Here is a 24336-nt window from a genome sequence, read left to right as displayed (position 1 = left end):
AGCGGCCTGTGGACGGCGTGGATCAGGCGACACGGGCCAGGTCCGCGTGCCGTACCTCGTGGGCCGGCGGCAGGCCCGCGGCCAGGCGTTCCAGCTCGTCGACGACGATGCCGCCGAGCCGCGCGAGCTCGTTGCCGAGGGAGCCCGCGATGTGCGGGGTGAGGAAGACGTTGGGGAGCTTGTAGAGCGGGGACGCGGGAGGCAGCGGCTCGGGGTCCGTCACGTCGAGGATCGCGGTCAGCCGGCCCGACAACAGCTCGTCGGTGAGGGCCTCGTGGTCGATCAGGGCGCCCCGTGAGGTGTTGATCAGCACGGCGCCGTCCCGGATGAGCGCGAGCCGCCCGCGGTCCAGCATGCGCTGCGTCTCGGGGATGTCGGGGGCGTGCAGGCTGACGATGTCGCTCCGGCTCAACAGGTCGTCCAGCGAAAAGAGTTCGGCCCCCAGCGCGGTGGCCTCGGTGACGCTGACGTAGGGGTCGTGCAGGAGGACCTCGAAGTCGTACGGCCGCAGCAGTTCCAGGAGGCGGCGGCCCACGCGGGAGGCGCCGATGACGCCGATCCGGCGGCCGAGGTTGCCGATCGGCGCGGTCTCGGCGGGAGTCGGACGGGTGTGCGTGTGCCGGAAGCGCTCCCGCTGGGCGAAGGTGTCCTTCCCGGCCAGCAGGATCATCGCGAGGGTGTACTCGGCGACCGGGAGCGCGTTGCCGGTGACCGCGCTGGACACGGTCACTCCGCGCTCCCACAGGGCCTCGCCGACCAGTGAACGGACCGAGCCCGCCGCGTGCAGCACGGTGTGCAGCCGGGGTACCGCCGCCAGCGCGTCCGCGTCGAGGTGCGGGCAGCCCCACCCGGTGATCAGCACCTCGGCACCCGCCAGGGCCTCGGCGGCCTCGGGAGCGCCGAAGTCCCGTACGACCAGGCCGGGTTCGATCTCGGCCGTCCGGCGGAGGCGGTCCAGCAGGGGCGGGGGGAAGAGCAGGGGCAGGTGCACCGGATCCATGGCGAACACGGTCCTGGGTTGCTGGGCGCTGGGCATGACCCTCCAGAGGCGCGACGGAAGTGCGACGCGAGTGCGACGGAAATGCGAGGGGAGTGCGGCGTGGGAGTGCGATGGGGGAGCGGGGTCGGAAACTGTTTCTGAAAGCGTCTTCTACCGTAGGTCTGCCGTGGAGCGGGGGTCAATCGGTGGGAACGGGCGCGGAGCGCGGAGACAGGGCGGCCGTCGCCGGGCCCGCAGCCGCCGCGGAGCGACGCGGCCGGCCTCCGGGAGCCCGCCGTGACCCGTCCAGCCGCGCTCGTCCGCCGGAATAGCCGCGCGCGATGTGATGCTCTGATGAGCAGCATGGTTCACGAGCGTGGTGAGGAGCTGGTGGGCGGATGACGGCTACGACGCAGACGGCAGAGCGGACGGCCCCCGTGGTGGGAACCCCCTACGGGGCGGTGCGCGGCCGGTACGAGAACGGGATCGCGGTCTTCCGGGGCATCCCCTACGCGGCACCCCCCTTCGGACAGCACCGCTTCCGCCCGCCCGTCCCGCCCGAGCCCTGGACCGGGGTGCGCGACGCGCTCGACTTCGGCCCCACCGCGCCGAAACCGCCGTACTCCGACGCCTTCGCCAAACTGCTCTCCGACCCCGTCGTGCCCGGCGACGACTGCCTCAACCTGAACGTGTGGACCCCGGAGCCCGGCCGCGGCGCCCGGCTGCCGGTCATGGTGTGGCTGCACGGCGGCGCGCTGACCCGGGGTTCGTCGGCCGTCCCGGTCTACGACGGCCACGCCTTCGCCCGCGACGGTGTCGTCATGGTCTCGGTCAACTACCGCCTGGGCGTGGAGGGTTACGGCCTCTTTCCGGACGCCCCCGCCAACCCCGGCCTGCGCGACCAGCTCGCCGCGCTGCGCTGGGTGTACGAGTCCATCGCGGCGTTCGGCGGCGATCCCGACCGGATCACCCTGTTCGGGCAGTCCGCCGGCGCGATCAGCATCGGCGCCCTGCTCGCCGTACCGCAGGCGCAGGGGCTGGTCCGGCGGGCCGTGCTGCAGAGCGGGCCCCCGGAGGCCTTCGACCGCGACAAGGTACGGCGGATGGTGCGCCGGATGGCGACCAGGCTGAAGATCCCCGCCACCGCCGAGGCCTTCGCCGCCGTCGACCGCGAGCTGCTGCTCCGCACCCAGGCCGACGTGGGCAGACTCAGCAGCCCGGTGCTCGGCGGACCCACCTTCGGGATCGTCATCGACGGCGAAATGGTGCCCCGCGATCCGCTGGAGGCGCTCGTCGACGGCGAGGTCGCCCGGGACGTCGACCTGATGCTGGGCTGGACCCGCGACGAGTACCGGCTGTGGCTGGTCCCCGGCGGACTCCACGAGCGCGTCGACCGGCTCGGCGCGGTCGCCCTGGCCGGTGCGATGGCCCGCTGCCACTGCGGTGTCGAGGTTCCGCGCGGCTACCGCGCGCTGCACCCGGGGGCCGGCACCGCCGAGACCGTCGGCCAGCTCGTCACCGACCACCTGCTCCGCTACCCCCTGCACCGCCTCGCCGACGCCCGCCCCGGCACCGCCCACGTCTACGAGTTCGCCTGGCCCTCCAACCTCCCCGACCTCGGCTCCTGCCACGCCCTCGAACTCGGCTTCGTCTTCGACACCGGGGACATCCCCGAGTCCGCCAGACTCGCCGGTCAGGGCGCGCCCCAGTCGCTCGCCGACGCCATGCACGGGGCGTGGGTGCGGTTCGCGGTCGACGGCGACCCGGGCTGGCAGGCCTGGGACGACACGCATCCGGTCCGGATCTTCGGCGAGGGCGAGCCGTACGTCGCGCACGGAGCGCGGGACCCCGAGTTCGCCCTGTGGGCGACCGACGCCGTGGTGAAGGAGATGGCGGCCCGGGCCGAGAGCACGCCGACCGTGCGCAGCGCCACCGAACTGCGGTCGGTCGTACGGCGGCGGCTGCGGCGGACGGGAGACGTGCGCAGGTCGTCGTGAGAGCGGCCGGGAGGAGTGGATGCGGAAACCGGTTGCCCGGAGACGGCGGTCGACCGTCTTCCCGCTGACGTAGTAGGCGAAGTGGCCGATACACGCCCCTCCTCCCCGCCGTCGCCCGCTGCTACCCTCCGCGCAGGGAACCGGTTGCCGGAGTGTTTCCACCGGCCGCGGAGGGGCGGGGCGGCAGATGACGAGGAAGAGCCCGGACGCGAGCGGGAGCACCATCCGGGACGTGGCGGCCCGCGCCGGGGTGTCCGCGTCCACGGTGTCGCGGGTGCTCGGCGGCGACTACCCGGTGAGCACGGCGACCCGCACCCGCGTGCTGCGGGCGGTCCGCGACCTGGACTACGTGGCCGACGCGCGCGCCAAGGCGGTGGCCGGGGTCGGGACGCCGACCCTGGCTTTCGTCCTGGATGACATCACCGGACCCTCGTTCGCCCTGATGGCACACGGTGTGGAGCGTGAGGCGACCCGGCTCGGGCATCTCTGCCTGGTGTGCAGCACCGAGGGCGACATCCAGCGCGAACTGGACTTCATCGAGACCATGCGCGCCCAGCGCACCGCCGCCGTGATCCTCGTCGGCGGCACCGCCGACACCCCCGAGTACCGCGAGCGCACCCGCCGGATCGCCGACTCGCTCGCCGCGGCCGGCTCCCGGCTCGTGCTCTGCGGACGCCCGCCGCTCGGCCCGGGAGCGCCGGTCACGGTCATCGAGTACGACAACGAAGGCGGCGCCTACGCCCTCGTCGCGCACGTCCTGGCCCAGGGCCACCGGCGGGTCCTGTTCCTCGGCGGCAGGCCGGACCACACGACCGCGCAGGGACGTGCACGCGGTTACCTCGCCGCGCACCGCGCCCGCGGCCTCGAACCCGACCCCGGCCTGCTGCTCCACGGCGACTTCACCCGCGACTCGGGCCACCGCCTGATGCGCCACGCGCTGAGCCGGGAACTGGAGTTCACGGCGGTGGTCGCGGCCACCGACATGGTCGCCGCGGGCGCGCTCACCGCCCTGCACGAGGCGGGCCTCGACGTACCCGGCGATGTCTCCCTGGCCGGGTACGACGACATCCCCTTCGCCCGCGACCTGCACCCCGCCCTGACCACGGTCCACGTCCCCTACGAGGAACTCGGCCGCCTCGCCGTCCGCACCGCGCTGGGCCGCACCCCGGAGTTCCCGGACGAGCACCTGCTGCTGGGCACCCACGTGGTCGTGCGGAACTCGGTCGCAGACACGACCTAGACCGGGGCATGGACGTTCAGGCGACCTCGTCCAGCGTCCGCGCGATCGACGTGATCGCCCCCGGTCCCACCCGGCAGCACCCGCCGATCAGCCGGGCGCCGGAGTCCCGCCAGCCCTCGACCTGCTCGGCGGCGAAGGTCGTACGGCCGGTCCACGCGCGGGCCCCCGCGTCCCAGGTCTCGCCGCTGTTGGGGTAGACCACGACCGGCTTGCCGGTGACCCGGGCCGCCGTCTCGACCGCGCCCTCGACGTCCTCGGGGGCGCAGCAGTTGACGCCGACCGCGACGATCTCGTCGGTCTCGGCGGCCAGCGCGAACGCCTCCTCCAGCGGCTGGCCTGCGCGGGTGCGTTCCCCCGCGATCGAGTACGACAGCCAGGCCGGCACCCCGAGGCCGCGTGCCGCCCGCAGCAGGGCCTCGGCCTCGACGGTGTCCGGGATCGTCTCCAGGGCCAGCACGTCCGGGCCGACGGCGGCCAGCGCCTCCATACGGGGCCGGTGGAACCCCTCCAGCTCGGCCACGCTCAGCCCGTACCGCCCCCGGTACTCGGAGCCGTCCGCGAGCATCGCGCCGTAGGGCCCGACCGAGGCGGCCACGTACAGGCGCCGCCTGTCGCCCCGCCGCTCCGCCTCCACGGCCGCGCCGCGCGCCAACTCGACGCTCAGGGCGATGAGTTCGGCCGCCCGGTCGGGTGTGATGCCGCGCTTGGCGAAGCCCTCGAAGCTGGCCTGGTAGCTGGAGGTGATCGCCACGTCGGCGCCCGCCTCGAAGTACGCGAGGTGCGCCTCGGTGATCGCCTCGGGCCGGTCCGCGAGGAGCCGCGCCGACCACAGCTCGTCGCTCAGATCGTGCCCGGCCGCCCCGAGCTGGTTGGACAGCCCGCCGTCGAGGACGAGCGTCCCGGCGGCGAGGGCGTCGGTGAACGGGGCAGAGGCATGGCTGGTCATGTCATGACGTTAGTCTATACGGCCGGTCGGCCGGACGGGAGGGCCGTCGCTTCTAGCCGGCCTGCCGCCCGCTCCCGCCCCGGCTGCCGCGCCTGCTCCCGGTCCCGCGCCCGCCGCTGCCCCGGGTGCGTCTGGCTGCCGGGCCCAGCAGGCCGCCGAGTAGGCCGAGACCGAGGGCGCAGGGCCACCAGCCGAAGCCGTCGCCGCGGGCGGTGTCCGTGGTGCCGGTTTCGGCGAGGGCCGTTCCGGACGGTGTCCCTGGCCGGGCGGTGGGGGAGGTGCTGTGCCTGGTCGCGGTGGTCAGGACGACGTCGTTGCCGTCGCCGCCGCGGTAGCTGATGCGGTACGTCGTGTCGGCGAGCTGGACCTCGGCGCCCTCGCGCAGTCCCCTGAAGGCGCCCGTCGTCGGTGCGTGACCGGTGTGGTCGAGGACCGTGACGGTCCGTGCCGGGTGGGCGCCGGCGGCCGAGAGGTCCAGGTCGCCCGCGAGGCCGACCGCGCCCGCCACCTTCAACGGCTCGGCGCCCAGGACGAGTTGACCCCGCGCGCTCTGCGCGTAGTCGCCGGCCACGGAGAGGCCGGTCGTCACCAGGCCGTCGTTCGTGAGCGAACCCTGCACGGTGCCCGCACCGGTCAGTTCCGTCGGCACCCGCAGACCGGCCGACCCCACGTCGAGCCGCGCGCCCGCCGAGGTGAGCCGGATCGCCCTGCTGCGGGCGAGCGTCGCCCCCGACCGCAGCGCCAGCGTGCCCTTCGAGACCGTCGTCGTCCCCGTGTACGTCACCTCGGGGCCCGACAGCGTCGTCGTCGCGGTGCCGGACTGTACGAGGGAACCCCGGCCGCCGATGTGCGACAGCCGGACGGCGAGTGCCGCGTTGCGGACGACGAGGGTCCCGTCGTCGACGATCCGCCGCTGCTCCGTGCCCGTCAGCACTCCGCCGTCGCCGCCCGTCCTGCCGGACCCGATCCGCAGCACCGCCCCCTTCTCCACGGTCGTCGACCCGTCGTAGAACTGCGGCGCCGCGAAGGTCACGTCGTTGCCGCGCGTCCCGGCGACGACGATGTCCCCGGCGCCGGGCGCGGCCAGCGTGTCGTGGTACCTGCCGCCGCCGATCGGTGCGCCCAGGGTGACCGGGCCGTCGTAGGCGAAGGTGAGCCGGGAGCGGACGCCGCTCGCCTCGTGGAGGTTGATGTAGACGGTGTCCCTGGTGCCCGGCATGAAGATCCGGTGGGTGGTGCCGTCGCCCCACTGGACGTCCGCGCCCTCGATGTTGGTGCCGCGCTTGTTCGACCGGTGCGGTGTCGCACGCCAGTTGAGGCCGGGGTCGCTGAGCGAGGGGTCGGTGTCGCCGCCCCGGTCGCTGTAGCTGTACTGGCCGGTGAGGACGACCTTGCTGCCGGGGCGCGAGTGGACGTTGACGTCGCTGCCGTACTCCCGCTCGTAGAAGTTCTGGCGCAGGGTGATCGTCCGGTCCAGCGGGGTGTCGATGATCCAGGAACCCTGGTTGAGGATCGCGCGGGCGTGCGGGAGGGCGACCGGGTACTCGGGGCGGCCGGCCGCCGTGCCGGTGCCGTTGTCGAGGACGCCCGAGAACGGGTGGGTTCCGGCCAGGTCGAGGGTCCCCCACATGCCGCGCGGCTGGGTGACCAGGCCGGAGCCGCTGATCGTGCCGATGTTGAAGGTGCGGGTCAGGGAGAGGCGCAGGGTGCCGTCGACCCGGACGTTGAGCTGGTTGAGCCGGTAGCCGGGTGTGCCGTAGGGGAAGTGGCCGATCAGTCCGGTCCCACCACCCGTGCCGTACTGGAGAGTTGTGCCGCGGGCGACCGTGATCGCGGGCGGGTCCGGGTCGCTGACGGTGGTGTACGGGTGGTTGCCGCCCCGGGTGGTCACTCGCTGCCGCTGCCGGGCCGCCGGGAGGGTGAAGTCGCTGTCCTCGGTGAGGATCAGCGTGCCGCCGCCGCGCACGGTCAGCGTGCCCCGGCCGCGGAACACGCCGTCGTACGTCGTCGTCCCGGACGGCACGGTGACCACCGTGTCGCCGGTGAGCGTCACATCGCGGCCCGCGAGGACGTCGGCGGTGGCGTCACGGGGACCGGCGGCCGAGGCGGGGGGAGCGCCGACGAGGAGGGCGACGGTCGCGAGGGCGCCCGCGGCGGCTGAGGTCTTGCGGGTTTGGCTGCGCACGTCTCCGGAGACGCCCGCCGACGGCTGCGGACAACAGAAATCTCGCGACCTTCTTTGTCCCGCACGAACCGTTGACCTTCCCGTAACACACCCTTACCTTTTCGGCGTTCGTCATGACAGATGCCGTACGAGATTTCGAACTCCCTTCGGAGAGGCGTCAGATGAGACGTGTGTACGCAATCCTCGTCGCCCTGTGCTGCGCGCTCGCCGCGGCACTGGTGACCGCCGGACCGGCGCAGGCCGCGGCCCAGACCATCACCAACGGCACCCAGTTCACGGATACTTCGGGCAACGCCGTGCACGCGCACGGCGGCGGGGTGATCAAGGTCGGCAGCTACTACTACTGGTTCGGCGAGGACCGTAACGCCGACAACACCTTCAAGTACGTCGACGCGTACCGCTCCACGGACCTGAAGAACTGGGAGTTCCGCAACCACGTCCTGACCCAGTCCAGCGCGGCCGAACTGGGCACCGCGTACATCGAGCGGCCGAAGGTCGTCTACAACGCGTCCACCGGCAAGTTCGTGATGTGGATGCACAAGGAGAACGGCGTCGACTACAGCGAGGCGAAGGCCGCCGTCGCCGTCTCCTCGACGGTGGACGGCAGTTACACCTACCAGGGCAGCTTCCAGCCGCTCGGCGACAACATGTCCCGGGACATCACGACGTTCGTCGACACCGACGGCACCGCCTACATGGTCTCCGCCGCCAACGAGAACTACGACCTGCACATCTACCGGCTCACCGCCGACTACACCGCCATCGACAGCCTGGTCGCCAACCCGTGGGCCGGCGGACACCGCGAGGCACCGGCCCTCTTCAAGCGCAACGGCGTCTACTTCATGCTGACGTCGGGCGCCACCGGCTGGAGCGCCAACCAGCAGCAGTACGCCACCGCCACCAGCATCACCGGCCCGTGGACGGCGTTCACCAACGTCGGCGACTCGACCGCGTACAACTCGCAGACCGCCTACGTCCTCCCGGTCCAGGGGACTTCGGGCACCTCGTACCTCTACATGGGCGACCGCTGGGGCAACTCCTTCGGCGGCACCGTCAACGACTCCCGTTACGTGTGGCTGCCGTTGACGTTCCCGACCACGACCTCGATGTCCATGGCGTCCTGGTACCCGGAGGTGTCCATCGACACGGCCGCCGGCACGGTCACCGGCACGAGCGCGACGTACAACACGCTCGTCTCCCGCAACAGCGCCAAGTGCGCCGACGTGGCGAACCAGTCGCTGTGGCAGGGCGTCGCGATCAGCCAGTACACCTGCAACGGCGGCACCAACCAGAAGTGGTGGTTCAAGGACCTCGGCACCGGCTACTACGAACTCATGGGCCGGGGCAGCTCGTTGTGCCTCCAGGAGAACGCCGCGAACGTGACCCAGGAGAACTGCACCGGCGCCACCACCCAGCAGTGGAGCCTGACCACCTCCGGCAGCTACGTCCTCGTGAAGGCCAGGACGAGCGGCGAGTGTCTGGACGTGTCGGGCGCGTCCACCGCCAACTCCGCCGCGATCATCACCTACGCGTGCAGTGGTGCGACCAACCAGCAGTGGACGCGCGGTAGTTGACAGCAGGCTGCCCACCGCGTCCGCCGTCGGACGCGAGGGGCGGCCCAGGCAGTACGGGCGGGCCGCCGCCGGAGTCGGTGCGACCGGCGGCGGCCCGCCCCGGAGCCGCCGCCCTCAGGCGAGCAGATCGATCGCGTCGACGGACGTGCCCGCGCTCAGGAACGACGTCGTGCCCGACCCGCTCGCCACATGGATCTTCAGCGTGTTGTAGGCGCTGGCGTCCGTCAGCCAGGCCGACGCCGGAACGCTGTAGCTGAACGTGTAGTTGTTGCCCCGGTACGACCCCACGGTCAGCGACCGGGTGCTCGGCTGGGTCGGCGGCGAGGGGACGGCCGAGGTCCAGGTGTCGTTGACGACGACCTGCGGACGGCCGTTCGCGTACGCCGTCGTCACCCCGATGCGCAGGGTGTGCGCGGCGGCCGACTGGGCCGCCGTCAGCCGGAAGTAGACGATGATCCCGCTGTTGACGTCCTTCCACAGATAGCAGGGGAACGCCGAGGTCTCCGTCCCGCTGCCGACGACGACGTTCCCCGTCCAGGAGGCGGCCCGTACGTCCGAGGGGTGCGCGTACGTCATCAGGTCGGCGTTCTTGAACCCGCTCGGCGAACCGTCCCAGTTGCCGATCCGCCAGATCGCGCTCGCGTTGGACGGGTCGTTCGAGGCCGGGATCGCGATGCTGTTCAGCGTCGTCGTCCCGCCCGCCGTGACCGCCACCGAGGCGGTGTGAACGGCGAGTTCACCCTTGAACACGGTCAGGGTGTACGTCCCCGGCAGCACCCCGGTGATCGAGAAGTAGCCGTCCGAGGCACGCGCCGAACCCCAGTACTGCGCGGCCGAGTTGGCGAGTCCCACCGTGTACGCGTAGGCCGTGTCCCGCCCGGTGATGCCCACGCCCGCGACCCGGCCCCGCGAACTCGCCGCCGTGTAACCGGAGATGCCGAGTCCGTCGGCCCACGAGGTGGTGAGGTTGGCGTGGTAGAGCGACGAGGAGGGCGCGCCGCCGTCCGTGAACGCGATGACGTACGGACCCTGGAGGCCGAAGCGCTGCGCCTCGGTCTGGTTCTCGCCGTAGTACAGGATCTCGTACAGCCCGCCGCCGTCCGCGCTCTGATGGCGCAGCAGCGAACGGTAGAACGGGCCGCCGGACGCCTTCTCGTGGTTGCTGCGCACGACCCACAGGCCGACGCCGCCGGTGCTCCAGCCGACGTAGTCGTAGTCGATGACCCGGTTCTTCGCGTAGTGCTTGGAGCGGGTCTGGCCGTCGGACTTGGCGAAGACGTCCGCGGACTCGATGGTCGTCGGCGCGTACGTGTAGGAGTCCGGCTGGTCGTTGAGGAACATGCCGGCCTTGACCCGCACGATGTAGCGGGTCGCGCTGACCGAGGTGTCGGCCTTGTTGGTCCACAGATAGACGTTGTTCTCGCCGCTGCGGGCCGCGTAGTAGTGCTTCAGCGTGCCGTGCGTGACGGAGACCAGGATCGTCGTGCCGGACTGCGCGATCGTCACCGTGGACGCGCCGAGCCCGGACTCGACATGCGAGTTCATGCCGCCGTAGCCCTGGTACTCGGTGCCCTTGTAGACCAGCGAGGTCAGATCGCCGTTGGTCTTGCTGACCTTGAAGACCAGGCTCGCGCCGGTGTCCACGACGTAGTTCGAGCCGTCGTCGGTGTAGCCGAAGCCCGCGGCGGACGCGCTCGGGGCGAGCGGCCCGGCGAGGGCCGCCGAACCGGCGGCGACCGCCGTGCCGAGGACGAAGGTGCGACGGCGAACCGGTCTGTTCACAGAACCGGACATGGGGGGTGCCTCCTTCGGGAGGTGGGGGTGCGGGTGCTGTGGAGCGTGGCAGTTGAATCGATTTCGCGAAAGGCCTTTCGCATTGCTGGAGTTGGCAAGTACGCGAAAATCGGCCGAGTACTAGAAAGCGCTTGTCCGGAGCGGTACGGTCCTCCGCCAGGCCTTGTCGTCGGACGGAGGAGCCACGCATGAGACGTTTCACCCTCGCCCTGCTGGCCGCACTGACCCTGAGCAGCGCCGTGCCGGCCGCACCCGCCCAGGCGCACGACCGCACACCCCCGCCCGGCCTCGACCACTGCACGGCCACCGCCTGCCACTTCGACGTCCCGCCCGGCACCTACGACGTCACGGTCCGCCTCGGCGGCACGGCGGCGGCGAGTACGGCCGTCACCGGCGAGACCCGGCGCTCCCTCCTCCCCGAGACGGCCACCGCCGCCGGCCACCCGGTGACCCGCGGCTTCACGGTCGACGTCCGCACCCCCGAGGGCGAACCCACCGGCCCCGACGGCACCCCAGGCCTCGACCTCGCCCTCGGCGGCACGGCGCCCGCGCTCGCCGGCATCCGCGTCACCCCCGCGCCGCACGCCCGCCGGATCATCCTGATCGGCGACTCCACGGTCTGCGACCAGCCGGGCGACCCGTACTCGGGCTGGGGTCAACAGCTGCCGCAGTTCCTCCGGAAGGGAATCTCGGTCGCCAACTACGCCGATTCCGGGGAGAGTACGGTCACCTATCTGGCAAGTCCCCTGCTGTGGGGGAGAGTCGGGCAACTGATCCGCCCCGGCGACCTCGTCCTCGTCCAACTCGCCCACAACGACAAGACCACCGACGAGGCGACGTATCGCGCGAACTTGGAAACGTTCGTCCGGGGTATTCGTGACAGGGGAGGCCGTCCGGTACTCGTGACACCGATCGTCCGCCGCTGGTTCAATGCCGACGGCACACTGGACAACGACACCGCGCTGCTGGTGAACGGGCTCGGCGTCGACCTTCCGGGCGTCGTCCGCTCGGTCGCCGCCGCCGAGGGGGTAACGCTGGTGGACCTCACGGCGCAGACCAAGGCGCTGGCGGAATCGCTGGGAGTGGAAGGCTCGAAGGCGCTCTACCTCTACAACGAGAAGAAGGACAACACGCACACCTCCGCGCACGGCGCCACCGTGTACGCGGGCCTGGTCCGCGACGCACTCGTCGCCCGGCATCTGCTGCCGGAGGGCCGGGTACGAGTGGGGTGAGACCCGAAAGACCCCTGGGGCGTTCCGACCGGAACCGGGGCGCCCCAGGTTCCACCCCTCCAGCGTGGGAGCGAGCCGATGCACCTGCCGTCCGACGACCGCGTGTCGAGCCCGCGCACCGGCTTCACCCGCGCCCACTGGGAGAAGGCGGCCGACACCCTCCTCGCCGCCGTGGAGCCGTACGCGACCGAGGACCGCGCGCTCTACCACCTCCCCGGCACCCGCACCAGTTGGTCCGGCAGGCTCTCGGACGGCCTGGAGGGCTACGCCCGCACCCTGCTGCTGGCCGCCTTCCGCCGCGACGAGACGGCACTGGAGCGCTACGCCGACGGCCTCGCCGCGGGCGTCGCGGGCGTCTGGCCGCGCATCGAGGACCGCAGCCAGCCACTGGTCGAGGCGGCCTCGGTCGCCCTCGCCCTGCGTCTGACCCGCCCCCTCCTCTGGGACCGCCTCGACGACCCCGTACGACAGCGCGCGGCGGCCTGGCTCGCCGACGCCCTCACCGCCGAACCCTGGCCCTGCAACTGGGAGTTGTTCCCCGTCACGGTCGGCGGCTTCCTCCAGGACGTCGGCCACGAGCCCGACGCGTCCCGCAAGGCGATCGACCGGGGCCTGTCACGCATCGAGGACTGGTACGCCGGCGACGGCTGGTACACCGACGGCGACGGCCGCAAGTTCGACTACTACAACGGCTGGGCCATGCACCTCTACCCGGTCCTGCACGCCTGGCTCGCCGACGACCCGCGGCTCCTCGACCTCTACGGCGGCCGGCTGGAACGCCATCTCGCCGACTACGCCCGTCTGTTCGGCGCCGACGGCGCGCCCATGCTCCAGGGCCGCTCCCTCACCTACCGCTTCGCGACGACGGCCCCGCTGTGGCTCGGCGCGCTGACGGGCCGTACGCCACTCGCCCCCGGGGAGACCCGGCGGCTGGCGTCGGGCGCCCTGAAGTACTTCCTGGAGCGCGACGCGGTCGACGCCGACGGCCTGCTCACCCTCGGCTGGCACGGCCCCGACGAGGCCTTCCTGCAAGGCTATTCGGGCCCCGCCTCCCCGTACTGGGCCAGCAAGGGCTTCCTCGGCCTGCTCCTCCCGCCGGACCACGAGGTGTGGACGGCACCGGAGGAACCGGGCCCGGCCGAACGGCAGGACGCGGTCACCCCGGTCGCGCCCGCCAACTGGCTGCTCCAGTCGACCCGTTCGGACGGCCTGGTCCGCCTCCACAACCACGGCAGCGAGGACGTCCGCTACGACCCGTACTACACGCGCCTCGCCTACTCCACGGTGACCGTGCCCTCGTCGTCGTACGACAACAGCGTGATCGTCGGCGGCGATCCGAGCCGTACGGAGATCGTGCCCCTGGGGGTGGGGGAGGGCTGGGCCGCCTCGCGGCACACGGCGGCCCACGGGGCCCAGGTGGTCAGCCTGGTGGTGGCCGAGGGGGCGGTGGAGGTGCGGGCCCATCTGGTGGTGGGCGCGCCCGCGGGGACGACCGTACGGGTCACCGGGTGGCGGGCTGGCGACTCGGCGGTGGCCGAACTCGTCGCCCTGCACGGGTTGTCGGAGGGCGAGGGGGTGCTCGGCGACGGGCCCACCCTGTTCGTCGCGCTGGCCCGGCTCACGGCCGAGCCCGACCCCCGTCCCCTCGCGGAGACGGTCTCCGTGGAGGCCGACGGGGATCACGGAGTCCTTGTCCGGTGGCCCGACGGCAGGCGGGCGGGCTTCCGGTTCACGGAGTCGGCCGGGCCGTCCGGAGTCTCGTCCTGGTCCGTGACGCGCCGCTGAGCGAGCCCGCGCCCGCGTCAGTCCTCTCCCGGCCACCGGGTCAGCGCCACGTGCAGCGCGTCGACCGCCCGCTCCCACGACCGCTGCACGTCACGCGGCGCGCCGAAGCCGCCGGTGGACTCCAGGGCGCAGTAGCCGTGGAACGTACTCCTCAACAGCCGTACGGCATCGGTGAGATCGGGTTCGTCGAGGCCGTAGGCGCGCAGCATGCCGTAGGTGATCTCGGCGGTGCGGCGCAGGGCCGGGGAGCCGGCGACCAGGGACTGGTCGACGCGGATCTGGGTGGCCGCGTACCGGCCCGGGTGCTCCAGGGCGTAGGAGCGGTAGGCGTCGGCGAAGGCGCTCAGGGCGGCCTTGCCGGTGCGGCCGGCGACCGCGACGGCGATACGGTCGATCAGTTCGCCGCCCGCGAGGAACGCGACCCGGGTGCGCAGATCCTGGAGGTTGCGGACGTGCGAGTACAGGCTCGCGTCCTTCACACCGAACCGGCGGGCCAGCGCGGACAGGCTGACGTTCTCGAAGCCGACCTCGTCGGCGAGGTCGGCGGCCGCCGACACGACCCGGTCGGCGGTGAGTCCCGCGCGCGCCACGGCCCACCACCCCCTCTCCGACCTGCGGCGACCCGACCTGAGGACAATAGCCAATGAGCAAGACGGGTGCCCGGCGCGTTTCACCGCTGTCCCCCGCCCGGTCCCGACTCCAGACTTGACCACCATGGACGACGACTCCGGCACCCCCGCCCCCACCGGCCTCCGCGCCACCGCACTGCTCGGCCGCCCCAAGCTGTGGCTCATCCCCACCGTGCTCACCGGCCTGCTCGCGTTCCTGCTGTCCCTCCTCTACATGGGCGGCATCGTCAACCCCAACCGCGAGCTGAACGCGCTGCCCATCGCCCTCGTCAACAGCGACACCGGCAGACCGCTCCCCGGGCAGCGGCAGAACCTCGGCACCCAGATCGCCCACTCCATCGTCACCGACTCCGCCGGCCGCGCGGCCGGCTGGCGCCCGCTCAGCAGAGCCCAGGCGCAGGACGAACTCGACGCCGGAAAGGTCTACGGCGCCCTCGTCGTCCCCGCCGGATTCACGGACTCCGTCGCCGCGCTCACCACCGCGAACGCCACCAGCCGCCCCACGATCACCGTGCTCACCAACCCCGGCAAGGGCAGCCTCGGCTCCTCCCTCGCCGCCCGGATCAGCACGACCGCGGCCCAGCAGGCGTCCCTGGCCATCGGCAAGCAGCTCACGGCGGCGGCACCGAAGGCCGACGGCACGCAGAAACTGCTCCTCGCGGACCCCGTCGCCGTCACCACCCAGGTCGGCCACCCCATCGGCGACAACAGCGGCATCGGCCTGACCGCCTTCTACTACACCCTGCTGCTGGTCCTGGCCGGATTCATGGGCGGCAACGTCATCAGCAACGGCGTCGACACCGGCCTCGGCTACGCCGACAACGAGATCGGCCCCTGGCACACCCGCCGCCCCACCGTCCCGATCGACCGCACCCAGACGCTGATCCTGAAGATGGCCATGACCGCCGGGATCACCGTCCTCAGCGTCTCCCTGATCATGCTCGCCAGCGTCAGCATCCTCGGCATGGACGCGACCCACATCCCGCTCCTGTGGATCTACTCCTACTGCGCCGCCCTCGCCGTCGGCCTCGGCGTCCAGGCCATCAACGCCGCGTTCGGCGGAATTGGCCAGCTCATCTCCATGTTCGTGTTCATCGTCCTGGGCCTCCCGTCCTCCGGCGCGACCGTCCCCCTCCAGGCCGTCCCCGGCTTCTACCGCTTCCTCTCCCACTTCGAGCCCATGCGCCAGCTCAGCGACGGCGTCAGGGCGATCCTCTACTTCGACGCCCGCGGCGACGCGGGCCTCACCCGCGCGTGGACCATGATCGGCGTCGGCGCGGCGATCGGCCTGCTCTTCGGCTTCGCGATGGTCCAGTACTACGACAGGAAGGGCCACAGGCGTCTGACACCGCAGCCCGCCTGAGCCGGTCGGCCGGTCCGGGTCACGACTGCCGTGCGGTGCTCACCCGTTCACCCCCGTGTAGTGGGCGAGGCTCCACCGCCACAGCAGTCGTGAGGCGAGATACGCCAGCACGCCCACCAGCGGTGAGACCGCCGCCAGCCAGTACGGGACGCCCGTGTCGTGGCCGTGGCCGGTCAGGACGGCGGCCGGGAGGTAGGCGACGAAGGCGAGCGGGAGGGCGTAGGTGAGGAAGCCGCCGACCGCGCGGGGCAGGACGTTGAGGGGGTAGCTGCCGAAGGTGCCGAGGAGGTCCTCCAGCCAGCGGCTCCAGTAGTCCGCGGACGGGAAGCGGAGCGAGGCGCCGGCCACGGCCGTGAAGAGGGCCGCCTCCAGGAGCATGCCGCCGATGAGCGCGGCGACCAGATAGGCGATCCGGCCCGGTGTCCAGTCCAGATGGCTGCGGCCGAGCGCGCCGATCATGAGACCGGTGGCCACCGTCAGGTCGCCGATCGCGTTGGTGGGGAAGTACTCCAGCTGCGCCTGGCGGTGGACCGGCATCGGGCGCACCAGGTAGATGTCGATCCGGCCCTCCTGGATGTACCGGCCGATGCCGTGCATCCGGCCGAGGACCAGCACCATCAGGCCGTGCGCCATCATCCGCGTCGCCGGGATCAGCAGCACGTCCGAGCTGTCCCAGCCGCCCATCCCGGCGAACCGGGTGAGCAGCACCGTCGCGAACACGATCACCGACACCTGCCAGATCGCGCCGATCGCGATCATCAGCAGGAACTCGGTGCGATATTCCAGCTGGGCACGGAAGTTGAGGCGCGTGACGCGCCAGACGATGCGGACGGCGTTCACGGACATCACCCTCCTTGGGCCACGACCCGGCGGGCGGCGCGCCGCCACAGGAACCGGGTGAACAGGGACAGGGCCACCACCCAGGCGGCCTGCAGGGCGAGTTGGGCCCCCGCGTCGGTCAGCGGGACCCGGCCGACGTAGATCGACAGCGGCACGCTCAGCGTCGCCTGGAACGGCAGGAACCGGCTCATCGTGATGAACCAGTCCGGGAAGAACCACAGCGGCGCGTACACCCCGGACAGCAGGTTCTGCGCGAAGATCAGGATGAGCATCGCGGCGCCGTTGCGGAGCGTCCAGAAGCACAACTGGTCGATGACGAGCATGACGTAGTAGAGGACGAGCTGGCCCAGCAGCATGCTCAGGGCGAACACCCCCGCCGCGGCAGCCGACTCGGGCGGTTCGACGACACCGGCGGCCAGACAGACGACGTAGCCCGTCAGGGCCCAGGCCAGCCCGTACACCTGCTCGCCGAACGCCCGCAGCGCGTAGTAGCGCTGAGGCGGCAGCGGGCGCAGATACCAGTAGACGATCGTGCCGAAGTGCATGTGCTGCAGCACCGTGTCCCGGCCCGCGTACTGGTCCAACTCCCGCAGCCGGGAGGCGAGTACGGCCAGCACGGCGTACGTCACCGCCTGCTCGCGGGTGAGTCCCGCGGTGGGGCCGGTGTGGGCGTACAGGCCGCGCCACAGGGACGCCACCAGCACCACCTGCACGGTGAGGCGGAGCAGGGCGGCCGTGATGCGCGGCGGGGCGAGCAGTTCGCCGAGCGGGGTGACACGGGCGGCACGCCAGGCGTGCGGGGCGGCCATGTCAGGCCTCCTCGGCCGGCGGCCCGGCCTGGACGTAGGCGGCCCGCATCACGTCCTCCAACTCGGCCTCGTCCATGGCGACTTCGGTCACCTCGTAGCGCTCGATGACCTGCTTCAGCGCCTGATGGACGGTCGGCCCCCCGGTCCCGTCGGGACCGAACACCACCTGCGGGCCGTCCCGCCGTACCAGGGCGATGCCCGGCAGGCCCACGACCTCGGCGTGCGCGTCGGCCAGCGTCGCGCGGATCTGCCAGGTCGAGCCGAACCTGCGGCGGATCTCGTCCAGGGTGCCGTCCAGGACCAGGCGGCCGTGGTTGATGAGGACGACCCGCTCGGCGAGCCGGGCGACCTCCGTCATGTCGTGCGTGGTCAGCAGGACCGTACGGCCGCGCTCCTCGACCTGGTGCCGCAGGAACTCCCGCACCTGCTCCTTCACGACCACGTCCATGCCGATGGTCGGCTCGTCGAGGAAGACGACCGGCGGATCGTGCAGCAGGGCGGCGGCCAGGTCGCAGCGCACCCTCTGGCCCAGGGAGAGATGGCGGACGCGGGTGTCCCAGAAGGCGGACAGTTCGAGGATGTCGTCGAACTCCCGCAGCCGGGCCGCGTGGCGGTCTTTGGGCACCTCGTAGATGTCCCGCAGGATCGCGAACGACTCGCGCACCGGCAGGTCCCACCACAGCTGGGTGCGCTGCCCGAACACCGCCCCGATGTTGCGGGCGTTGCGCTCCCGCTCCTCGTACGGCACCACGCCCGCGACCCGGGCCTCGCCGGAGGTGGGCCGGAGGATGCCGGTGAGGATCTTGATGGTGGTGGACTTGCCGGCGCCGTTCGGGCCGAGCAGGGCCAGGAGTTCACCCGGGGCGACGTCGAACGTGACGTCCGAGACGGCGTACTTGGGCACGCGCTCCGGGTTGACCAGGGAGCGCAGACCGCCGACCAGGCCCGGCCGCCGGACCGTCGTGTGGAAGGTGCGGGAGAGCCCCCGGACCTCGATGCCGCTCTCGCTCACTGGATCAGCCTTCGGGTGAGCCGGAACAGTGCGTTCATGGCGTGGACCTCCTCGTCAGTCGCATCAGCCGGAGCGTCGCCAGCAGCGACGCGCCCGACAACAGGGTCAACAGCAGGGGCACCGCGTGGATCCCGGAGGCCTCGATCCCGACCCCGAGCAGCGGCGGGGCCGCCACTCCGCCGACGTTCGAGGCCGCGATCACCCACGCCCCCGCCCGCCTGGCCCGGGGGAGCGCCGAGTTGAGCCAGGCGAGGCCCGTCGGGAAGACGGGCGCGATGAACAAGCCAACACCGGCGTACGCCACCGGTGCCACTCCTTTGATCAGCGTCAGCAGCAGACACACGGTCATCCCCGCCGCGCACACCGCGAGGATCCGCTCGGGGGCGTGGCGCAGCGTGATCGGCACGACGAGGAAGCGGCCCGCCGTCATCATCAGCCAGTAGACCGAGGTCGCCGACGCGGCCACGGTGGCGGTGTAGCCGACCGTCTCCAGATGCGTCGGCTCCCAGCCGCCGACGCCCGCCTCCACGGCCACGTTGAGGATGTAGAGGACGAGGAAGCCGACGAGGACCCGGGACACCCCGAGGGACCGCGATCCCTTCGTCGCTGGTGGGGCGTCAGATACACGTGTACGTACGCCACTTGAGCCCGCGAACACCAGCACCATCGCCAGCACCGCGCAGGCGCCGAACGCGTACGGGTAGGAGTCCGGGCCGAGCCAGGCGATGAGCGCCGGGCCGAGCACCGCGCCGATGCCGAAGTGGGCGTTGAGCACGTTCAGCATGGCGGTGGAACGGTCGCCGAAGCCGACGGCGAAGAGCTGGTTGAGGCCGTAGTCCACCCCGCCGAAGCCGAGACCGGCGAGGAACGCGGCGGCGAGGGCGAGGGGCCAGTCCGGGGCGAGCGCGAAACCCGCGCCGCCCGCCGCCATCAGGGCGTAACCCCCTGCCAGGAGCGCCCTGTTGCTGATCCGGGAGTGGATCGCGTTGAAGACGAGGACTCCGGCGACCCCGCCCGTGAAGTGCAGGCTCAGACCGAGACCCGCACCGGAGGGGGAGAGGCCGAACTCGTGGCGCAGGCCAGGGACCGCCGGGCCGTAGAGGGCCTGGAGCATGCCGATGAGGACGAAGCCGACGCAGGACGCGACCGCGGCCGGCCGGGTGAAGAGCCGGTCGGCCGCGGGCGGATCCGTGATCATGCCGGTCAACTGGTCTCCGGGCTTTCCGAGAACACGAAGGAGAACTCCGTCGGTCGGGCGTTCAGGAAGTACCGCGGGAGCGGGCCGGGGCCGCAGGACTGCGAGCCGATGCCGTGCTGGCCGTGGTCGAGGTTCACCCAGACGGTGTCGCCGGGGGTGAGGTCGGTGCGGTGGGCGGCCGCGTCCAGGTGCTCGGTCGTCCAGCGGCGGGCGGTGAACCAGAACTCCGGATCACCGTCGACGCGCAGCCCGCCCAGCTCCGCCCAACGGACGTCCGGGCGGGCGCCGTTCTCCTGCGGGCGGAGGTAGGGGGTCTGGAGGGCGTCGACCGTGGACTCCCAACGTGCCAGCAGTGACGCGGACTTGGTGTCGGGATAGCCCTCGCCGGGACCGCCGCCGAACCAGCGCACCCGGTCGGCGCCCGCGTCGAGGCCGAACCGGATGCCCAGCCTCGGCAACGGGAAGGTCCAGTCGCCCTCGGGCGCCACGGACACGGTCAGCCGCAGCCGCGTACCGTCCGAGGTCCAGCGGTACACCGTCGCGAGCCCGATCTCCCGGCCGGCGGGCGCCACCCGGGTGCGGACCGTCAGCGCGTCCTCGCTCACCTCGACGCCGTCCAGCCGGTGCCGCATCCGGTGCAGGCCCAACGTCCGCCAGAGCGGGCCGTACCGGGTGTCGGTCTGCCAGGACGCCCCTTCGTCGTTGTCGGTGGGCGCCCGCCATATGTCGAGGCGCAGACCCGTGACGTCCACCGCGCCGATCGACCTCAACTCCCCGGTGCGGGCGTCGAAGGCGGCCGGACCGAGCGTGGTCCGCCGTTCACCGGCCACGGGTCCGGCGTGCGCGGACAGGGCCGGGACCGTGCGCGCGGTGGCGGGGAACTGTCCCCAGCCGACCACATGACCTGCCGGGCCCCAGGCGGTGTCGGCCGCGAGCGACGCCCGTACGGTCCAGTGGGATTCGGCGCCGTCGGACCGCGCGGGAGGCTCGGGCAGTGTGACGTCGGCGGACTCGCCGGGGCCGAGCGCCGGCACGGCGAGCGTGCCCGACCCGACCGTCTCGCCGTCCACGTGGTGGGCCCAGGTGAAGGCCAGCGCGGAGAGGTCGGCGAAGTCGTACGTGTTGGTGACGCGTACGGTGCCGTCCGCGCCGTCGCCGGTGATGCGGACCGGCTCGATCACCTTCTTGTACTCGACCAGCCCGGGGGAGGGCGTGCGGTCGGGGAAGACCAGGCCGTCGCAGACGAAGTTCCCGTCGTGCAGCTCCTCGCCGAAGTCACCGCCGTACGCGAAGCCGAAGCGCTCGTCCTTGATGCCGTGGTCGATCCACTCCCAGACGAAACCGCCCTGGAGCCGGTCGTACGACTCGAAGAGCCGCTGGTAGTCGGCGAGTCCTCCGGGGCCGTTGCCCATGGCGTGGGCGTACTCGCAGAGGATGAAGGGGAGGCGGCGCCGCCGCTCGGTGCCGCCGTCCAGCCCCTGCCCGATGCGTTCGACCTCGGTGTGGCCGGCGTACATCCGTGAATAGACGTCCGTGTCACGGCAGTCGATGTCGCCCTCGTAGTGCACGAGACGGGAGCTGTCGCGGGCCCGGATCCACTCGGCCATCGCCGTGAGACCGCGCCCGGTGCCGGCCTCGTTGCCCAGCGACCACATGACGATCGACGGATGGTTCTTGTCCCGCTCCACCATGCGGGCCGCGCGGTCCAGCAGGGCCGGGGTCCAGCGGTCGTCGTCAACGGGGTTGTCGCGCCAGGCCTGTTCGGTGAACCCGTGGGTCTCCAGGTCGCACTCGTCGATGACCCACAGGCCGTACTCGTCGCACAGGTCGAGGAAGTCGGGGTGCGGCGGATAGTGCGAGGTGCGGACCGCGTTGATGTTGTGCCGCTTCATCAGCAGCACGTCCTCCCGCATGGTCTCCGGATCGAGGGCGCGGCCCTTCTCCGGGTGCCATTCGTGCCGGTTGACGCCCTTGAAGAGGATCGCCCGGCCGTTGACCCTGATGAGCCCGTCGGAGAGTTCCACGGTCCGGAAGCCGATCCGGAGCGGGACGCGTTCGCCTTCGGTGGTGAGCAACCCGTCGTACAGGGCCGGGAGTTCGGCCGACCACGGCCGCACCGGCACGGTGACCGACTCGCCCGTCGCGACATCGATGTCGAGAGCGGGCACGGTGACCCGGCCGTCGACGTCGGAGTCGACGCGGAGGGTGCCCGCGCCGCCGACGTGGTCGTAGGAGGCGTGCACGAAGAAGTCGAGGGCGCTGCCGGGCGGGCGGTGCAGCAGGGTGACGTCACGGAAGATGCCGGGCAGCCACCACTGGTCCTGGTCCTCCAGGTAGGAGCCCGCGGACCACTGGTGGACGCGGACGGCCAGGACGTTGCCGGCGGGCTTCAGCAGGTGGCCGACCGCGAACTCGTGCGGCAGCCGCGACCCCTTGAACTCTCCGATGTCCGTGCCGTTCAGCCAGATCCGCGCGCAGGACTCGACGCCGTCGAGGCGCAGCACGGCCCCGCCGTCCGAGGGCCACTCGGACGGCAGGTCGAAGGTGCGGAGGTGGTCGCCGGTGGGGTTCTCCGTCGGGACGCGGGGCGGGTCGACCGGGAAGGGGTAGAGGTGGTTGGTGTAGCTGGGGGAGCCGTGCCCCTGGAGGACCCAGTGGCCGGGGACCGTGACCTCGGCCCAGTCCCCGGCGTCATAGCCCTCCGCGGCGAACGAGTCGTCCTCGGCGTCGGCCGTCGCCGACACCCGCAGACGCCAACTGCCGTTCAACGACAGTGACATCGCGTCCGAGGACGCGTAGCGGGCGCGGGGCGGGAGGGCTCCGCTGCCCGGGGAGACGTCTTCGAGACGGTCGGCGGCGGTGCTGGGAGTCATCGGTCTCCTGGTCGTGAGTGGCGGGTGGGTCAGCCCTTGATGCCGGTCTGCGCGATTCCCTGGACCAGCCAGCGCTGGAGGAAGAGGAAGACGAAGACGAGGGGGAGGATGGAGATCGCGGTGGCCATGAAGATCTGGTGGAACACGACGGTCTGGTTGGTCATGTACGAGGACAGGGCGACCTGGACGGTCCAGGCTCCCGGGTCCTGGCCGATGACCAGCGGCCACAGGAAGGCGTTCCAGCCGCTGATGAAGGTGATCGTGGCGATGGCGGCGAAGAAGTTCAGCGAGTTGGGCACCACGACCTTCCAGTACGCGCCCCAGTAGCCGAGTCCGTCCACGCGTGCCGCCTCCTCCAGCTCTTTGGGGAACCCCAGGAAGTACTGCCGGAAGAGGAAGCAGGTGAAACCACTGAACAGGCCCGGGATGATGAGACCCCGATAGGTATCGACCCAGCCGAGGGACGAGACGAGAACGAAGCTGGGCACGAAGGTGACGGCCGTGGGAACCATCAGGGTGCCGAGGACGAGATAGAAGATCTTGTTGGAGTGCTTGTACGGGATGCGGGCCAGGGCGTAGCCGGCCAGCGAGCAGATCAGCAGGATGCCCGCGGTCATGGAGACGGCGACGACCAGCGAGTTCCACATCGACCGGGCGAAGTCCACCGAGGTGTCGTCGAAGAGGTCGCCGACGTTGCCCCACCGCAGATGCGTGGGGAAGAACTTCCAGTGCTCCCCGGTGATCTCGGCGTCCGTGGAGAGCGCGTTGCGGACCAGCAGGTAGAACGGGACGAGGAAGAGGAAGGCGGCGACGCCGGTCGCGAGGTACAGACCCGTGCTGCTGAGGACACCGCCGCGCTTCTTGCCGCGTGGCTTCCTCAGCTGCGGTGCCGTGGTGGTCACTTGGCCTCCTCTCCGCGGCCGAAGCCCATGAGCTTGCCCTGGAACAGGGTGACGATGACGATCAGCACGGTCAGGATCACGGCCCCCGCGCTGCCGGCGCCGTAGTCCTGGTTCTCGCCGAGGGCCGTGTAGTACAGCTCGACGAGGGGCGGGCGGCCCCAGGTGGTCTTGGACAGGAGGTTGAAGAACTCGTCGAAGGCCTGGTAGGCGGCGATGAGCAGCAGCAGGATCACCGCGGTCGAGGTCGCCCGCAGCTGAGGCAGGGTGATGTGCCGGAAGGTCTGCCAGCCCGGCTTGGCCCCGTCGATCGCGGCCGCCTCGTACAGCTCCGCCGGGATGTTCTGCAGCGCGGCCAGGAAGAGGATCATGTAGAAGCCGGACTGCAGCCACAGGCGGGCGGTGACGATGACGAACCAGTACCAGGGCGGGCTGGGGTTGGACAGCCAGGCGATGTTCTCGGCGCCGAACCAGCCGATGACCGTGTTCATCAGGCCGAAGCGGACGCCGCTGAAGATGGACATCTTCCAGATCAGCGCCGCCGCGACATAGCTGCACGCGGTCGGCAGGAAGAACACGGACCGGAAGAAGGCCCGCATGAACCGGAGCCGGTTCACCAGCAGGGCCAGGCCCAGGGACACCGCCCAGGTGGTGGGCACGATGAACGCGGCGAAGACGGTGAACGTGCCGAGCGAGCCGACGAAGTCGGGGTTCGTCAGCATGTAGGTGTAGTTGTCGAAGCCGACGAACGTGCTCGGTGTGACGGTGAAGCGCGCCTCGAAGAAGCTGAGGTAGATGCTCCAGCCGATCGGGACGTAGACGAAGATCATCAGTCCGGCGAGGAACGGGCCGATGAAGAGCCAGAAGTTGAAGGTGCGGCTGCCCCGCAGGGCCCGCCGCGGCCTGGCCGGAGTGGCCTCGGCCGGGGCGGGGCTCGCGAGGTCGCGTGTCGTGGTCGTCGACATGTCCGGTCCGCCCGGC

The 24336-nt window shown here is 71.5% G+C and carries 18 protein-coding genes; 6 read left to right on the top strand and 12 right to left on the bottom strand.

Going from position 1 to position 24336, the window contains the following annotated elements:
• Nucleotides 1-22 precede the first annotated feature (22 nt).
• Entirely contained in the window at nucleotides 23-1036 is a 1014-nt protein-coding gene (locus ACIPTO_RS03760; RefSeq protein ID WP_401189243.1) for a hydroxyacid dehydrogenase, read from the bottom strand.
• Between the two features lie 341 nt (nucleotides 1037-1377).
• On the opposite strand from ACIPTO_RS03760, the gene ACIPTO_RS03755 reads away from it, so the two are divergent.
• Together ACIPTO_RS03755 and ACIPTO_RS03750 are read left to right on the top strand one after the other, a co-directional pair.
• Complete coding sequence (locus ACIPTO_RS03755) at nucleotides 1378-2976, top strand: carboxylesterase/lipase family protein (RefSeq protein WP_401189241.1); 1599 nt, start codon at nucleotides 1378-1380, stop codon at nucleotides 2974-2976.
• Nucleotides 2977-3163: 187 nt separating this feature from the next.
• Entirely contained in the window at nucleotides 3164-4216 is a 1053-nt protein-coding gene (locus ACIPTO_RS03750) for a LacI family DNA-binding transcriptional regulator (protein ID WP_401189239.1), read from the top strand.
• A gap of 16 nt (nucleotides 4217-4232) precedes the next feature.
• Here ACIPTO_RS03750 and mmuM read toward each other — a convergent pair whose 3' ends face one another.
• Both mmuM and ACIPTO_RS03740 read right to left on the bottom strand, forming a co-directional pair.
• Nucleotides 4233-5162 carry a homocysteine S-methyltransferase gene (gene mmuM, locus ACIPTO_RS03745; RefSeq protein ID WP_401189237.1) on the bottom strand — a complete coding sequence of 310 codons (930 nt, stop codon included), beginning with the start codon at nucleotides 5160-5162 and terminating at the stop codon, nucleotides 4233-4235.
• Between the two features lie 52 nt (nucleotides 5163-5214).
• Nucleotides 5215-7347, bottom strand: coding sequence for an autotransporter (locus ACIPTO_RS03740; RefSeq protein ID WP_401189235.1), 2133 nt, complete (start codon nucleotides 7345-7347; stop codon nucleotides 5215-5217).
• A 161-nt stretch (nucleotides 7348-7508) separates the two neighbouring features.
• On the opposite strand from ACIPTO_RS03740, the gene ACIPTO_RS03735 reads away from it, so the two are divergent.
• Nucleotides 7509-8921, top strand: a complete 1413-nt coding sequence (locus ACIPTO_RS03735; RefSeq protein WP_366311998.1) for an RICIN domain-containing protein — start codon at nucleotides 7509-7511, stop codon at nucleotides 8919-8921.
• A gap of 114 nt (nucleotides 8922-9035) precedes the next feature.
• On the opposite strand, the gene ACIPTO_RS03730 is transcribed toward ACIPTO_RS03735, so the two are convergent.
• Entirely contained in the window at nucleotides 9036-10715 is a 1680-nt protein-coding gene (locus ACIPTO_RS03730; protein ID WP_366311996.1) for a rhamnogalacturonan lyase B N-terminal domain-containing protein, read from the bottom strand.
• Between the two features lie 188 nt (nucleotides 10716-10903).
• Here ACIPTO_RS03730 and ACIPTO_RS03725 point away from each other — a divergent pair, with 188 nt between their 5' ends.
• The gene (locus ACIPTO_RS03725) at nucleotides 10904-11947 is read left to right on the top strand and encodes a rhamnogalacturonan acetylesterase (RefSeq protein ID WP_401189232.1); all 1044 of its coding nucleotides are present in this window, start codon (nucleotides 10904-10906) and stop codon (nucleotides 11945-11947) included.
• A gap of 78 nt (nucleotides 11948-12025) precedes the next feature.
• Nucleotides 12026-13732, top strand: a complete 1707-nt coding sequence (locus ACIPTO_RS03720) for a DUF2264 domain-containing protein (protein ID WP_401189230.1) — start codon at nucleotides 12026-12028, stop codon at nucleotides 13730-13732.
• Nucleotides 13733-13749: 17 nt separating this feature from the next.
• Here ACIPTO_RS03720 and ACIPTO_RS03715 read toward each other — a convergent pair whose 3' ends face one another.
• The gene (locus ACIPTO_RS03715; protein ID WP_366311990.1) at nucleotides 13750-14322 is read right to left on the bottom strand and encodes a WHG domain-containing protein; all 573 of its coding nucleotides are present in this window, start codon (nucleotides 14320-14322) and stop codon (nucleotides 13750-13752) included.
• Nucleotides 14323-14446: 124 nt separating this feature from the next.
• On the opposite strand from ACIPTO_RS03715, the gene ACIPTO_RS03710 reads away from it, so the two are divergent.
• Nucleotides 14447-15724, top strand: coding sequence for a YhgE/Pip domain-containing protein (locus ACIPTO_RS03710; protein ID WP_401189228.1), 1278 nt, complete (start codon nucleotides 14447-14449; stop codon nucleotides 15722-15724).
• A gap of 39 nt (nucleotides 15725-15763) precedes the next feature.
• Here ACIPTO_RS03710 and ACIPTO_RS03705 read toward each other — a convergent pair whose 3' ends face one another.
• From ACIPTO_RS03705 to ACIPTO_RS03675, 7 genes are read right to left on the bottom strand one after another with little or no spacing between them, the layout of a single operon-like run.
• Nucleotides 15764-16570: an ABC transporter permease gene (locus ACIPTO_RS03705; RefSeq protein ID WP_401189225.1), complete on the bottom strand. Its 807-nt coding sequence runs from the start codon at nucleotides 16568-16570 to the stop codon at nucleotides 15764-15766.
• Nucleotides 16570-17373 (bottom strand): ABC transporter permease, encoded by an 804-nt coding sequence (locus ACIPTO_RS03700; RefSeq protein WP_401189223.1) that lies wholly within the window; start codon nucleotides 17371-17373, stop codon nucleotides 16570-16572. Before ACIPTO_RS03700 ends, ACIPTO_RS03705 begins: the two co-directional genes overlap by 1 nt.
• A gap of 1 nt (nucleotide 17374) precedes the next feature.
• The gene (locus ACIPTO_RS03695; protein ID WP_401189220.1) at nucleotides 17375-18385 is read right to left on the bottom strand and encodes an ATP-binding cassette domain-containing protein; all 1011 of its coding nucleotides are present in this window, start codon (nucleotides 18383-18385) and stop codon (nucleotides 17375-17377) included.
• Nucleotides 18386-18419: 34 nt separating this feature from the next.
• The gene (locus ACIPTO_RS03690) at nucleotides 18420-19583 is read right to left on the bottom strand and encodes an MFS transporter (RefSeq protein ID WP_401189694.1); all 1164 of its coding nucleotides are present in this window, start codon (nucleotides 19581-19583) and stop codon (nucleotides 18420-18422) included.
• A gap of 5 nt (nucleotides 19584-19588) precedes the next feature.
• On the bottom strand, nucleotides 19589-22456 hold the full coding sequence (locus ACIPTO_RS03685; protein ID WP_401189218.1) for a glycoside hydrolase family 2 TIM barrel-domain containing protein: 2868 nt from the start codon (nucleotides 22454-22456) through the stop codon (nucleotides 19589-19591).
• Between the two features lie 29 nt (nucleotides 22457-22485).
• Nucleotides 22486-23358: a carbohydrate ABC transporter permease gene (locus ACIPTO_RS03680; protein ID WP_366311978.1), complete on the bottom strand. Its 873-nt coding sequence runs from the start codon at nucleotides 23356-23358 to the stop codon at nucleotides 22486-22488.
• Nucleotides 23355-24320 (bottom strand): sugar ABC transporter permease, encoded by a 966-nt coding sequence (locus ACIPTO_RS03675; protein WP_366311976.1) that lies wholly within the window; start codon nucleotides 24318-24320, stop codon nucleotides 23355-23357. The genes ACIPTO_RS03680 and ACIPTO_RS03675 overlap by 4 nt, the downstream gene beginning before the upstream one ends.
• Nucleotides 24321-24336: the final 16 nt, after the last annotated feature.

The organism is Streptomyces sp. NPDC090083, from assembly GCF_044747445.1.
In the GTDB taxonomy this organism is placed as follows: Bacteria; Actinomycetota; Actinomycetes; order Streptomycetales; family Streptomycetaceae; genus Streptomyces.
The sequence above is the reverse complement of the archived record's forward strand: the minus strand, read 5'-3'. Positions and strand labels throughout refer to the sequence as shown.

What these genes read in the sequence shown, in the direction of transcription:
- ACIPTO_RS03760 (WP_401189243.1), bottom strand. Translation starts at nt 1,036, where the DNA reads ATGCCCAGCGCCCAGCAACCCAGGACCGTGTTCGCCATGGATCCGGTG.
- ACIPTO_RS03755 (WP_401189241.1), top strand. Translation starts at nt 1,378, where the DNA reads ATGACGGCTACGACGCAGACGGCAGAGCGGACGGCCCCCGTGGTGGGA.
- ACIPTO_RS03750 (WP_401189239.1), top strand. Translation starts at nt 3,164, where the DNA reads ATGACGAGGAAGAGCCCGGACGCGAGCGGGAGCACCATCCGGGACGTG.
- mmuM (WP_401189237.1), bottom strand. Translation starts at nt 5,162, where the DNA reads ATGACCAGCCATGCCTCTGCCCCGTTCACCGACGCCCTCGCCGCCGGG.
- ACIPTO_RS03735 (WP_366311998.1), top strand. Translation starts at nt 7,509, where the DNA reads ATGAGACGTGTGTACGCAATCCTCGTCGCCCTGTGCTGCGCGCTCGCC.
- ACIPTO_RS03730 (WP_366311996.1), bottom strand. Translation starts at nt 10,715, where the DNA reads ATGTCCGGTTCTGTGAACAGACCGGTTCGCCGTCGCACCTTCGTCCTC.
- ACIPTO_RS03725 (WP_401189232.1), top strand. Translation starts at nt 10,904, where the DNA reads ATGAGACGTTTCACCCTCGCCCTGCTGGCCGCACTGACCCTGAGCAGC.
- ACIPTO_RS03720 (WP_401189230.1), top strand. Translation starts at nt 12,026, where the DNA reads ATGCACCTGCCGTCCGACGACCGCGTGTCGAGCCCGCGCACCGGCTTC.
- ACIPTO_RS03710 (WP_401189228.1), top strand. Translation starts at nt 14,447, where the DNA reads ATGGACGACGACTCCGGCACCCCCGCCCCCACCGGCCTCCGCGCCACC.
- ACIPTO_RS03705 (WP_401189225.1), bottom strand. Translation starts at nt 16,570, where the DNA reads ATGTCCGTGAACGCCGTCCGCATCGTCTGGCGCGTCACGCGCCTCAAC.
- ACIPTO_RS03700 (WP_401189223.1), bottom strand. Translation starts at nt 17,373, where the DNA reads ATGGCCGCCCCGCACGCCTGGCGTGCCGCCCGTGTCACCCCGCTCGGC.
- ACIPTO_RS03690 (WP_401189694.1), bottom strand. Translation starts at nt 19,583, where the DNA reads ATGATCACGGATCCGCCCGCGGCCGACCGGCTCTTCACCCGGCCGGCC.
- ACIPTO_RS03685 (WP_401189218.1), bottom strand. Translation starts at nt 22,456, where the DNA reads ATGACTCCCAGCACCGCCGCCGACCGTCTCGAAGACGTCTCCCCGGGC.
- ACIPTO_RS03675 (WP_366311976.1), bottom strand. Translation starts at nt 24,320, where the DNA reads ATGTCGACGACCACGACACGCGACCTCGCGAGCCCCGCCCCGGCCGAG.